12 protein-coding genes are annotated in these 12276 nt (G+C 68.8%); 7 read left to right on the top strand and 5 right to left on the bottom strand.

Annotated elements, in window-relative coordinates:
• Positions 1-75: 75 nt before the first annotated feature.
• On the top strand, positions 76-1980 hold the full coding sequence (locus RF650_RS05005; RefSeq protein ID WP_368814244.1) for a BCCT family transporter: 1905 nt from the start codon (positions 76-78) through the stop codon (positions 1978-1980).
• A gap of 50 nt (positions 1981-2030) precedes the next feature.
• Here RF650_RS05005 and clpB read toward each other — a convergent pair whose 3' ends face one another.
• Positions 2031-4721: an ATP-dependent chaperone ClpB gene (gene clpB / locus RF650_RS05000; protein ID WP_368814243.1), complete on the bottom strand. Its 2691-nt coding sequence runs from the start codon at positions 4719-4721 to the stop codon at positions 2031-2033.
• A 236-nt stretch (positions 4722-4957) separates the two neighbouring features.
• On the opposite strand from clpB, the gene RF650_RS04995 reads away from it, so the two are divergent.
• The 4 genes from RF650_RS04995 to RF650_RS04980 all read left to right on the top strand — a co-directional run bounded on the left by RF650_RS04995 (position 4958) and on the right by RF650_RS04980 (position 7223).
• Entirely contained in the window at positions 4958-5752 is a 795-nt protein-coding gene (locus tag RF650_RS04995) for a hypothetical protein (RefSeq protein WP_064846350.1), read from the top strand.
• Entirely contained in the window at positions 5749-6219 is a 471-nt protein-coding gene (locus tag RF650_RS04990) for a phage holin family protein (RefSeq protein ID WP_085106178.1), read from the top strand. Before RF650_RS04995 ends, RF650_RS04990 begins: the two co-directional genes overlap by 4 nt.
• Complete coding sequence (locus tag RF650_RS04985) at positions 6216-6839, top strand: DUF3618 domain-containing protein (RefSeq protein ID WP_131332329.1); 624 nt, start codon at positions 6216-6218, stop codon at positions 6837-6839. The genes RF650_RS04990 and RF650_RS04985 overlap by 4 nt, the downstream gene beginning before the upstream one ends.
• 150 nt (positions 6840-6989) lie before the next feature.
• The gene (locus tag RF650_RS04980) at positions 6990-7223 is read left to right on the top strand and encodes a hypothetical protein (RefSeq protein ID WP_131332328.1); all 234 of its coding nucleotides are present in this window, start codon (positions 6990-6992) and stop codon (positions 7221-7223) included.
• 18 nt (positions 7224-7241) lie between these two features.
• On the opposite strand, the gene RF650_RS04975 is transcribed toward RF650_RS04980, so the two are convergent.
• From RF650_RS04975 to RF650_RS04965, 3 genes are read right to left on the bottom strand one after another with little or no spacing between them, the layout of a single operon-like run.
• Positions 7242-7838: a DNA-3-methyladenine glycosylase I gene (locus tag RF650_RS04975; protein ID WP_368814242.1), complete on the bottom strand. Its 597-nt coding sequence runs from the start codon at positions 7836-7838 to the stop codon at positions 7242-7244.
• Entirely contained in the window at positions 7835-8386 is a 552-nt protein-coding gene (locus RF650_RS04970) for a GNAT family N-acetyltransferase (protein WP_276401452.1), read from the bottom strand. The genes RF650_RS04975 and RF650_RS04970 overlap by 4 nt, the downstream gene beginning before the upstream one ends.
• Positions 8383-9009 (bottom strand): hypothetical protein, encoded by a 627-nt coding sequence (locus RF650_RS04965; RefSeq protein ID WP_312918312.1) that lies wholly within the window; start codon positions 9007-9009, stop codon positions 8383-8385. Before RF650_RS04965 ends, RF650_RS04970 begins: the two co-directional genes overlap by 4 nt.
• A 52-nt stretch (positions 9010-9061) precedes the next feature.
• On the opposite strand from RF650_RS04965, the gene RF650_RS04960 reads away from it, so the two are divergent.
• Both RF650_RS04960 and RF650_RS04955 read left to right on the top strand, forming a co-directional pair.
• Positions 9062-9733 (top strand): HAD family hydrolase, encoded by a 672-nt coding sequence (locus RF650_RS04960; RefSeq protein WP_368814240.1) that lies wholly within the window; start codon positions 9062-9064, stop codon positions 9731-9733.
• Between the two features lie 94 nt (positions 9734-9827).
• Positions 9828-10478, top strand: coding sequence for an HAD family phosphatase (locus tag RF650_RS04955; RefSeq protein ID WP_064846343.1), 651 nt, complete (start codon positions 9828-9830; stop codon positions 10476-10478).
• 169 nt (positions 10479-10647) lie between these two features.
• Here RF650_RS04955 and RF650_RS04950 read toward each other — a convergent pair whose 3' ends face one another.
• Positions 10648-12234 carry a DEAD/DEAH box helicase gene (locus RF650_RS04950; protein WP_368814239.1) on the bottom strand — a complete coding sequence of 529 codons (1587 nt, stop codon included), beginning with the start codon at positions 12232-12234 and terminating at the stop codon, positions 10648-10650.
• Positions 12235-12276: the final 42 nt, after the last annotated feature.

Genomic DNA, 12276 nt, shown 5'->3' with positions numbered 1-12276 from the left:
GGCGAATTCGGCCGGTACAGTGAAACGGCCCCGGCGGCGCAGTCCGCACATTCCCCGCACCAGAGCAGGTTCGCCATGAGCTCATCCCCGCGGAGGGTCCCGCCCTCCGAGAGTCCGTATCCCCATGACACCCACCCGGGCCTGGTCCCCGGGGTCTCGGTGGAGGAACAGCGGGTGCGCTACCACACGGACAAGATCACGTTCGGGGTCGCCGGAGCACTGATCGTGGGATTCATGGTGTGGGGTGCGGTCTCCACCGAATCGCTCACCACGGTGTCCAAGGGTGCACTGGACGCGGTGGTGACCTACGGCGGATGGGTCTTCACCCTGTTGGCCGCCGTGATGCTGTTGTTCCTGCTCTTCGTGGGGTTCTCACGCTACGGCCGGATCCCTCTGGGCAAGGACGGCGAGGAACCGGCCTACTCCATGGGGTCGTGGATCGCCATGCTCTTCGCGGCGGGGATGGGCGTGGGGCTCATCTTCTTCGGTGTCTACGAACCCGTCACGTACTACATGACCCCTCCCCCGGGACGCGCCGCGGCGGAGAGCTACCACGCGATGCATTCCGCACTCGCACAGACCATCTTCCACTGGGGACTGCAGGCGTGGGCCATCTACGCGCTCGTGGGGGCGGCCGTGGGCTACGCGGGCTATCGCCGTGGGCGGCCCCTGCTGATGTCCGCGATCTTCGGCCAGCGCGCGCACCTGAGCGTGGGCGGGCGGCTCATCGACATGTTCGCGATCGTGGGCATCCTCTTCGCGACCTCCGCCTCCCTGGGATTGGGCACGCTGCAGATCGGCCGCGGTCTGCAGATCATCACCGGTCTCGGTGAGGTGGGCAACGCGGTGCTGATCGCGATCATCGCGGTGCTCACGTGCGTGTTCCTGATCTCCGCGGTCTCCGGCGTGGCCAAGGGGATCCGCAGGCTCTCGAACTTCAACATGGTGCTCGCGGCCGTGGTCGCGTTCTTCCTGTTCGTGGCGGGCCCCACCGTGTTTCTGCTGAACTTCATCCCCTCGGTCGTGGGCACATACTTCGGTGAGATGTTCCAGATGCTGTCCCTCTCCGCGTCCTGGGGCACGGAGGCCGAGGAATTCATGCGCTCGTGGACCCTGTTCTACTGGGCGTGGTGGGTCTCGTGGGCGCCGTTCGTGGGCGTGTTCGTGGCCCGCATCTCCCGCGGGCGCACCCTGCGCCAGTATGTGAGCGTGGTACTGCTGGCACCCACCGTGATCTGTGTGCTCGCGTTCTCGGTCTTCGGCGGCACCGCCATCTGGTTGCAGCGCGACGGCGTGGACATCGCGGGTGCCGCGTCCCCCGAGGACATGCTCTTCCGCGTCCTGGACGCCCTGCCGTTCGCGCAGATCACGCCCATTGCGATCATCGTGCTGCTGGCCGTCTTCTTCATTACGTCCGCGGACTCCGCGACGCTCGTGATGGCGTCCATGTCCCAGCAGGGCAAGCCCGAACCGGACCGGAAGATCATCATCTTCTGGGGTGTGGCCCTGGCCGGGGTGTCCTCCGTGATGCTCGCGGTGGGCGGGGCGAACGCCCTGCAGGGTCTGCAGGACCTCGTGACCGTGGCGGCGCTGCCGTTCGCGGTGATCCTGCTGGCCCTGATCCCGGCGTTCCTGCGGGACCTCTCCACCGATCCCATGAGTCTGCGCCACCACTACGCGCGCACGGCGCTCGACAACGCGGTACGCCAGGGCATGGACGAGCACGGGGACGATTTCGCCCTGGAGGTCCGCCACCAGGAGGGCCCCGCCGCGGCCGGTCACGACGTGGACTCCACGGGGGAGCGCATGAGTTCGTGGTACCAGCGCACCGACGAGAACGGTCAGCCCGTGGAGTACGACTACCGTCAGGACACCTACGTGGACGCGCGGCCGGCCGTGGCCGATCAGCCGGCCGCGGGCGAGAGACCCACCGTGGATGAGCGGTCGCCCCGGAACGGACGACCGCCCGAGCAGCACTAGGCTCTTCGGGCGGTCTCGGTCACCGCGAACGCATCCGCGGTGGCCGGGTGTCACTCGTCGACGATCTCCGCGTCCACGACGTCGTCGCCGCTGTCCCGCGCCGCGGCGTCGTGGGCGTGCGCGGCGTCGTCGTCCTGCGGGTCGTCGCCGTGCGAAGCGGTGACAGTCAGGCCGTCCTGGGCGACGTCCGGGTTGACGTCCACGAGCACGGTGTCCCCGTCCGTGATGGCGCCGGAGAGCAGCCCGCGCGCCAAGCGGTCACCGATCTCGCGCTGCACGAGCCGGCGCAGCGGGCGGGCACCGTAGGCGGGGTCGTAGCCCGTGATGCCCAGCCACTCGCTAGCCCCGGGCGTGACCTCCAGGGACAGGCGCCGCTGCTCGAGACGGTGCGCGAGCTGGGCCACCTGGATGTCCACGATCTTGGCCAGGTCCTCGGTGCTCAGCGGGTCGAACATGATGATGTCGTCCAACCGGTTGAGGAACTCCGGCTTGAACGAGGCGTTGACCACGCCCATCACGGCGTTCTTCTTGGCCTCCTCGTCCATGGTGGGATCCACCAGGAACTGGCTGCCCATGTTCGAGGTCAGGATCAGAATCACGTTGCGGAAGTCCACCGTGCGGCCCTGCCCGTCGGTCAGGCGGCCGTCATCCAGGACCTGCAGCAGGATGTCGAAGACCTCGGGATGGGCCTTCTCGACCTCGTCGAGCAGCACCACCGAGTACGGACGACGCCGCACGGCCTCGGTCAGCTGCCCGCCCTCGTCGTAGCCCACGTACCCCGGAGGGGCACCGACCAGGCGTGAGACGGAGTGCTTCTCCGAGTACTCGGACATGTCGATGCGGATCAGGGCGCGCTCGTCGTCGAACTGGAAGTCCGCGAGGGACTTGGCCAGCTCGGTCTTGCCCACGCCCGTGGGGCCCAGGAACAGGAACGAGCCGATGGGGCGGTCCGGGTCCGAGATCCCCGCGCGGGAACGCCGTACGGCGTCCGCGACCGCACTCACGGCCGGCTTCTGCCCGATCAGGCGCTTGCCCAGCAGCTGCTCCATGTGCAGCAGTTTGTCGGACTCGCCCTGCAGCATCTTGCCCGCGGGGATACCGGTCCACGCGGAGATCACCTCGGCGATGTCGTCCGCGGTAACCTCCTCCGAGACCATGGTGTCATGCCGGGCCCCGGCCTCCTCCTGCGCCTGTGCGGCGTCCAGGTCCTTCTGCAGAGCCGGGATCTCGCCGTACAGCAAGCGGGAGGCCTCCCCCAGGTCACCGTTGCGCTGGGCGCGTTCGGCCTGCGAGCGCAGGTCGTCGATCTGCGCCTTGAGGTCACCCACGCGGTTGAGTCCGGCCTTCTCGGCCTCCCACCGCGCGTTGAGGGCATCCAGCTCGGCCTCCTTGTCCGCCTTGTCCTGGCGCAGAGCGGCCAGACGTTCGACGGACGCGGGGTCTGTCTCCCCGTCCAGGGCCAGTTCCTCCATGGTCAAGCGGTCCACGGAGCGGCGCAGCTCGTCGATCTCCTCCGGGGCGGAATCGATCTCCATGCGCAACCGGGACGCGGCCTCGTCAATCAGGTCGATGGCCTTGTCCGGGAGCTGACGGCTGGGGATGTAACGCTGGGACAGTTGAGCGGCGGCAACGAGGGCCGAGTCCGCGATCTGCACCTTGTGGTGCGCCTCGTAACGCTCCTTCAACCCGCGCAGGATCGCCACGGTGTCCTCGACCGAGGGCTCCCCCACGTAGACCTGCTGGAACCGACGCTCCAGGGCGGCGTCCTTCTCGATGTTCTCGCGGTACTCGTCCAGCGTGGTGGCACCGATCAGGCGCAGCTCACCGCGGGCCAGCATGGGCTTGAGCATGTTGCCCGCGTCCATGGACCCCTCGGACGCACCCGCGCCCACGACCGTGTGGATCTCGTCGATGAACGTGACGATCTGACCCTCGGACTTCTTGATCTCGTCCAGGACGGCCTTGAGGCGTTCCTCGAACTCCCCGCGGTACTTGGCGCCGGCCACCATGGACCCCAGGTCCAGGGAGATCAAGGTCTTGCCGCGCAGCGACTCGGGTACGTCCCCGGCCACCATGCGCTGGGCGAGGCCCTCGACCACGGCGGTCTTACCCACACCGGGCTCACCGATCAGCACGGGGTTGTTCTTGGTCCGGCGCGAGAGCACCTGGACCACGCGGCGGATCTCCGAGTCACGCCCGATCACGGGATCGAGCTTCCCCTCGCGGGCGATTGCCGTGAGGTCCGTGCCGAACTTCTCGAGGGATTGGAAGGTCCCCTCCGGGTCCGGGCTGGTGACCCGGCGGTCACCGCGCACCTGCGGGATGGCCTGTGCGAGCGCCTCCGTGGTCACGCCCGCAGACTGCAGCGCCTCGGCGGTCTTGTCGCGTCCCGCGGCCAGACCGTAGAGCAGGTGCTCGGTGGAGACGTACTCGTCCTTGAGTTCACGCGCGTAGTTCTCCGCAGCCTGCAGTGCCTGCAGCGCGGTGCGGCTCAGCTGGGGCTGGGCCGTAGAGGTCCCGGATGCGCTGGGCATCTCGTGGATGATGTTGCTCGCCTTGATGGACACGGCGTCCGCGTTGGCACCGGTGGCCTGTAGGACGGCGACGGCCACGCCGTCGCGCTGGTCCATGAGCGCCTTGAGGACGTGGGCGGGCTCGATGTTGGGGTTGCCCGCGGTCGCGGCGTTCGACGCTGCAGCGCTCAGGGCTTCTTGGGACTTGGTCGTGAACTTGGTGTCCACGGCGGCTCCTTCCGACAGTAGTGATGACGTTGACTTCAGTTAACTTGAGTCTACTACGCTCAACCTAATACGGGAAGCCCGATATTCCGCTCAGCGCGAAATGATTTGTCAATTCATTTTCCACTCCGCATTTTCGGCCCACTCGGGTGGAAATAGATTATCGAATGCTCTATACCAATCCCCCGATAATATGTAGCCTTATTAAATCCACCACATGCTGTAGGAAAGGTGCCACTATGAGCAACAACAACGATCAGCGTCGAGCTGGTCAACAGACCCACTCCCAGGGTTCCACCGAGGTCCCGTCCAAGAAGGACGTCGCCGCGGAATCCGGCAAGGTCGAGGCGCAGCAGCTCAAGAACGAGGCGGCTGGATCCGGCCGCCGCGTGAAAGAGACCGCCAAGGAGCAGGCCGTCGCCGCCAAGGACGAGGCCATGGGCCAGGCGCACGACCTGTGGGGCCGCCTCAAGGAAGACCTACAGGGCTACGTGGGCCCGCAGCAGGAGCGCCTCGCATCGACCGTCCGCTCCGTGAGCGACGAGGTGGACGCCATCTCCCAGGGCAAGAAGCCGGAAACCGAGTACGTCAGTGGCCTGCTCGGCAACGCCTCGGGCACCGTGAACTCCCTCGCGTCCTCGCTGGAGAACAAGGACCCGCAGCAGCTACTCGGTGACGTACGCCGCTTCGCCGCCCGCCGTCCCGGGACCTTCCTGGCCATCGCGGCCGGCATCGGTCTGCTCGCCGGGCGCGCCACGCGCAGCGCCAAGGACAGCGACGAGATCGGCAACGACCACCACGACACCGTCGCCCGCACCCAGGCACCCGCGTACGGCACCCCCAGCACGGGTGACACGTACGCGTACCGCAACGACACCCGTGGCGAGGGCACCCGCACCTACACCGACCGGGTTCCCGGCACGGTCTACCCGGATCAGCGCGACGCGCAGGTTCCCGGCACCACGTACCCCGGTCAGGGCGACACCCAGGTCCCCGGCACCACCTACCCCGGACAAGGCAGTGAGCGTCGATGAGTCACCCCATTCCCCCGTCGGAACCCGAAGAGCGGGCGGAGCACGAGTCGCTCGGTGAGATGTTCAAGTCTCTGAGCACCAACCTGACCACCCTGATCCAGCAGGAGATCGCGCTGGCCAAGGCCGAGGCGAACGTGGCGATCCAGAAGGCCACGGACTCCGTAAAGGTCACCGGTAAGGGCGCGGGACTGTTGGGAGGCGCCGGTGTGGCCGGCCACTTCGTGCTCCTGTTCCTATCCCTGGCCCTCATGTGGGCCCTGGGCAACCTGGTGGGTCTTGGCTGGTCGGCCGTGATCGTGGCGGTCATCTGGGCGATCATCGCCGCGATCCTCGCCGCGGTGGGCAAGAAGAACCTGGACCGCGGCAAGCGCAAGATGGCCCAGGCAACCAAGGACCCGCTGCCCCGAACCCGCGAAACCGTCAGCGAAATTCCGGATACCGTGAAGCCTTCCAAGGAGACCCGATGAGCCAGCAGAACCCCGATCAGATCCGCGCCGACATCGAAGCCACCCGTGCACGCCTGAATGCGGACGTGGACGCCGTGGCGGAGAAGGTCACCCCGGAAAAGGTGGTCGACCGTCAGAAGAGCAAGGCCCGCCACAAGATCCAGGACGTCCGCGAGTCCATCATGGGCTCCGCCGAGGACGCCCGGGACACAGGCCGCGACCTTCGTGACGAGGCCTCCCACCGCATGGACCAGGCCGGCGAGGCCATCAGCAGCGCCCCGGCGACCGCCCGGGCCAAGACCCGTGGCAACCCCATGGCCGCGGGTCTGATCGCCCTCGGTGCCGGTTGGTTGATCGGTTCCCTGCTGCCCTCGAGCCAGAAGGAGCAGGAGCTCGTGGCCGAGGCCGCCGACCGCGTCCAGCCGCACCTGCAGAGCGCCATGGATTCCACCAAGGAAGCCGCGCAGGAGATCGCGGACGACCTGAAAAAACCGGCCAAGGAGGCTGCGGAGTCGGTCAAGCAGACCGCGCAGTCCGGCGCCCAGGAGGTCAAGGAGCAGGGTCAGCAGGAAGCCGGCCAGCTCAAGGGCTCCGCGCAGGAGCACGCCAAAAACGTCAAGGACGACACGCAGCGGGCCTGATCCGCTCGTGATCGTACCCGAGGGCCCCTGACCGGGAACGGTCAGGGGCCCTCGGGCCTTTCTCACCCCTGCGTCGGGCATAATGGAGGTGGGACGCGCGTGCGCTCCCCAGAGTTCTCTCCCCACCCGCAGTCTCCGAAGGAACCCGCCGTGGACACCGATTCACCGTCCGATGAGACCACCCCGCGCAAGCCGAGTCGGCTGCAGCGTTTCAACAAGGTGGTGATGCGCTTCGTGGGACCGGCCAACCGCAGCTCCATGAACCTGCGGGGCAACACCGAGATGACCCCCGAGGCCCAGGACTGGTACCGCGACCTCCAGGACGACTACGAGATGGTCAGGGATTCAGACGGCCGCAGCTATCTGCGCCGTCGTGATCGCTAGCGCCCGCGGCACCCGGTCTCACGCCCAGACCCCGGAGGTCCCGCGGCGGTGACTGCCCACCAAGTGGGTGTCCACCATCCCGATCGCTTCCATGAGTGCGTACATGGTCGTGGGACCCACGAACACGAACCCGCGCCGTTTCAGTTCGCGGGACAGGGCCCTGCTCTCATCCGAGGTGGTCGGGACGTCCGCGAAGCGATCGGGATGCGGGGTGCTGCTCGGCATGAAGGACCACACGAGGTCCGCCAGACCGCCGTCCTCGCGCAGAGCCACGGTGGCTCGCGCGTTCGTCACGGTCGCCTCGATCTTGCGCCGGTTGCGGATGATCCGCGCGTCCCCCAGGAGCCGCTCGACGTCCCGTTCGTCCATGGCCGCCACGGCCTCCGGGTCGAAGCCGTGAAAGACCTCCCGGAACGCCGGCCGTTTCGCGAGCACCGTGCGCCATGACAGCCCGGATTGGAACGCCTCGAGCGTCACGCGCTCGAACAGCCCGTTCTCGTCCCGCACCGGCACGCCCCACTCGTGGTCGTAGTACTCCCTAAGCAGCGGGTCCGAGGCCGCCCATCTGGGCCGGGCGAGACCGTCCGCACCGATCACGAGATCGGGATCACTCATGCTGCCTCCCCTTCGTGCGCGGTGGGTGCCCGGAGCTCGAAGAGTGCGCACTCGGCGTCGTAGTACGCTCGGCTGAGACCGCGGTGGGTCATGCCCAGGCGATGACACACGGCCTGCGACGCCCGGTTGGCTGGGTGCGTCACGGCGACCACCCGGTCCTGACCGTGCTCGAAGGCGTGGGCCAGCACGGCACGGGCCGCCTCCGTGGCGTATCCGCGTCCCCACGCGCGCGGGTGCAGGTGCCACCCGACCTCCACGTCGGTCGCGGTGTTCGTGCCGGAATCGGGGATGGGCTTGAGCAGCAGGGTCCCCGCGAGGGCGTCGACCGGGTCGACGATGGCCCACACACCGAGCACCGGCTCGTGCGCGTAGCCCTGGTCCCAGCCCCGGATCTTCTCCCGGGCCTGCCCGTCCGAGCTCACGCGCTGCGTGCCGTCCCCGATGTAGCGCTGCACCTCGGCGCGCGCATACAGGTCACGCACGAACGCGGCGTCGTCCGCGCGGTAGGCACGCAGCATGAGTCGCGGCGTGCGCAGCGGCACCGTCACAGTCGTTCCCGGGACGACGACGTCGCGCTCGCCGGCGCGGGCCCGGCACCGGCGGCGTCGGAGGCAGCGTCGAGACCGCGGGGGTGCGCCTCAAGGCGGTCCAGGCGCTCGTCCTCCGTGAGGGGCTCACCGCGCAGCCGGCGCGCCGTGACGCGCAGATCCGTGAGCGCGAGCAGCACCAGGGCGACCGCGAGCGCCACGGACAGCACGCCGAAGATGTTGACAAACCCGTAACTCAACTCCACGTACTCGGCGCCGACCGCATGGGTGAACAGGGACTGCATACCGTGGGCGGTGGAATCCGGGAGGAAGAACCCGAAGCACAGCGTGATCACCCATGAGGCCACCGCGGTGAGCATGCCCCGCCGGCTCATGGCGTGGGACGGGTAGCTGAGTGCGTCCCGACGGAACAGCGCCGCCGCGATGACGTGTAACAGCAGGATGGGCAGCCCGATCGCCGCCGCGTAGACCGGGGTGAGGGAGCCGAGCAGACCCGCGACGCCCCGGCCGAAGCCGACCCACAGGGCCAACGCCGCGGCCACCGCGATCATGATTACCGGGAAGGCGCCGGACAGCGCGGATCCCGGTCTGTGATGGGCGGACGCGGGATCGGAAGCACTCATACGTCCATCGTAGGGCGCGGTCCGTGTCGGGGCGGGCACGTACCGTGGAGTCATGAGCACCCACGACTTCCCGCAGGCCGTCCTCTTCGACCATGACGGCACCCTGGTGGACACCGAACCGCTGTGGGAACTGGGCAAACAGCGGATCGTGGCCGCGCACGGGGGTGAGTGGACCGAGCGGGACACCCAGGACACCCTGGGCAGGCCGCTCGCGACCACCGTGGAGCGGTTGAGCGCGCTGGGCGTACCGGGGTCGCTGGACGAGGTCTACCGCGAGTTCTACGGGGTGCTGCAAGCGGTGTTGGAGGAGAACCCGCCCACGTTCATTCCCGGGGTCGTACCTCTCCTGGAGGACCTGGAGCGTGCCGGGATCCCCGCGGCGATCGTCACGAACGCGACCTCCGAGGTGGCCCGCTACACCGCGTCCCGGGCCCCGGACAACCTGTTCCGGGTGATCATCGGGGACCAGGAGGTGGCCCAGGGTGTCAGGCCCAAACCGGATCCGGACGCGTACCTCGAGGCCGCCAGGCGTCTGGGCGTGGCGCCCGGGGCGTGCGTGGTCGTGGAGGATTCGCCCTCCGGCGCGGCGTCCGGCGTGGCCGCGGGGATCACCACGGTCGTGGTCCCGGGGGTGCAGCAGGTCCTGCCCGGACCCGGCATCGTGCACGTGGCCGATCACGCGGCGCTCACCCTGGACTTCCTGCGCGGTCTGGCTCCTGCATAGCGCGGCGGCATCCCGACGACGCCGCCTCCGGCCCCGGGGTTCGCCGGTAAACTGGGGTCCTATATCCCACCCCCGATGCTTCCGAAAGGTGGCCATGACCTACCCCCTGGCTGTGCTCTTCGACCACGACGGCACCCTCGTGGACACGGAGCCCCAATGGGCGGCCGCCAAGCGCAAGGTCGCGCAGCGGTACGACCAGAGCTGGACCGTGGAGGACGATCACGCGACCCTCGGGGGGACCGTGCCGGATGCGGCCCGCAAGTTCGTGGAACGCGGGGCCACCGATTCCGTCGAGGACATCACGCAGCAACTCGCCGAGCACGTGATCGACAGCATGGACGACCGTGTACCCTTCCTGCCCGGCATGCGCTCGCTGTTGAGCGAACTGAGCGAGGCCGGTATCCCGGCGGCGATCGTCACGAACGCGCTGAGCTCGGTCGCGGGGACCACCGCCGCTGGTGCCCCGGACGTGCTCACCCGGATCGTCTCCCAGGACGACGTGACCCGTCCCAAGCCGGATCCCGAACCGTACCTCACGGGTGCCGAACTGCTCGGGGTCGCCCCGCGGAATTGCGTGGCCATCGAGGACTCGGAACCGGGGGTGCGCAGTGCGGTTGCCGCGGGCATGACCGTGGTGGTCGTCCCGGGTGACAAGCCCGTCCCTGACGGCCCGCACCGGGTGTTCGTCAACGCGCACGAGGACGTCACCCTGGACTTCCTGCGCTCGCTCACTCCTCCGGAGTAGGCCCGCGGGCATGATGCCGGAACCGCCCCGGCCCGAACCAGCAATAGAGAACTCCCGGTCCGATGACTCATCGGACCGGGAGTTCTCCACTGGGAAGCGCAGTTCCGCGAGCACCGTTCCACCCCGGGGTCGAGGTGGGACAGCGCTCGCGGCGACCCTCGCCGAGCGATCAGCGAGTGGGCTGACCCGCCCGGTTGTTCTCACGACGCCGCTGCGCCGCCGCCGTGGCGCGGTCCGGAACCCGGTCCGCCCCGTGACCGCGCTGGGCGGAACCGCCGCGGGCGGAGCGGGACGCGCCGGTGCGTGCGCTACCGGAGGCCGCGCCATCGACGCTGCCACCGCGGCGTCGTTCGCTGGAGCGAGCCTGCGAACGCCCGTTCGAGGGACCGCGCCCGGCACCGGCGTCGCCGGAACGAGTACCGTTGCCGCGTCCGGCGGCCTGAGCGGAACCGCGACCGCGGCCCCGGCCCGAACCGCCACGGCCACCGCGGCGGGCCCTGGAGGCACCCCCGCCGGAACGGGAAGCGGAAGGCGAGCCACCGGTCGCGCCGGCCGGGGTGGCACCCGGCGCAACGCGCTCGGCGCGCTCGCCCACGAGGTCCTTCACGACCTCGGAACCGGGTGCGACCTGGTCCACGCGGGGCGTGACACCGGCCTTCTTCATGAGCTTGTTGACGTCCGAGCGCTCCTCGGTGGTCGCGATCGTGATCACGGACCCGGAGGCGCCGGCCCGCGCCGTGCGGCCGGAACGGTGCAGGTAGGACTTGTGCTCGGCGGGCGGGTCGATGTGCACGACGAGTTCGACGTCGTCCACGTGGACACCGCGCGCGGCCACGTCCGTGGCCACGAGGACCCGCACGTCACCCGCGGAGAACGCGGCGAGATTGCGGTCCCGCGCGCCCTGGGACAGGTTACCCTGCAGGTCCACCGCGGGGATCCCGGCCTGACTGAGCTTCTTGGCCATCTTCTTGGCGCGGTACTTGGTGCGGGTGAACATCATCCGCCGACCGGTGCCCGACGCGAGGGTCTCGATCAGTGCTTGCTTGTGATCGCTGTCGGTGACCAGGACGTGGTGGTCCATGGTGGTCACCGCGGCCTGGGCGTTGTCCGCCGAGTGCAGCACCGGGTCCTTGAGGAACTTCTTGACCAGGATGTCCACGCCGTTGTCCAGGGTCGCGGAGAACAGCAACCGCTGGGAGCCCTTGGGGGTGCGGGACAGGATCCGGGTGACCACGGGCAGGAAGCCCATGTCGGCCATGTGGTCGGCCTCGTCCAGGACGGTCACGCGGACGTCGTCGAGCGTGAGCAGACCTTGCTTGATGAGGTCCTCGAGCCGGCCCGGGCAGGCCACCACGATGTCCACACCGCCCGCGAGCGCCTTCTCCTGGTGCTTCTGGGAGACACCGCCGAAGATCACGGTGGTGTTCAGCCCCGCGGCCTTGGCCAGGGGCGCCACGGTGCGATCGATCTGGGTCGCGAGCTCACGCGTGGGAGCCAGCACCAGGCCGGTGGGGCGGTTCGCCCGGCGGGCCACGCGGGACGAGCCGGGGGCGAGTCCCGCGAGCCGGGACACGAGCGGCAGCGCGAACGCGACCGTCTTGCCCGAGCCGGTGCGGCCGCGGCCGAGCACGTCACGCCCGGACAGCGAATCGGGGAGAGTTTTCTCTTGGATGGGGAAAGCTTCCGTGATGCCCACGCGGGCGAGGTCAGCGGAAAGCGCCTCGGATACACCGAGGTCTTCGAAGGAATGAGACAAAGAACGTCTTTCAGGTTGGTCCGCGCGAAACGATTCCGCGCG

Source organism: Kocuria sp. CPCC 205297, assembly GCF_040981035.1.
GTDB classification, from domain to species: Bacteria; Actinomycetota; Actinomycetes; order Actinomycetales; family Micrococcaceae; genus Kocuria; species Kocuria marina.
Note: the sequence above shows the minus strand (reverse complement) of the source record. Positions and strands in the feature narration are given on the sequence as shown.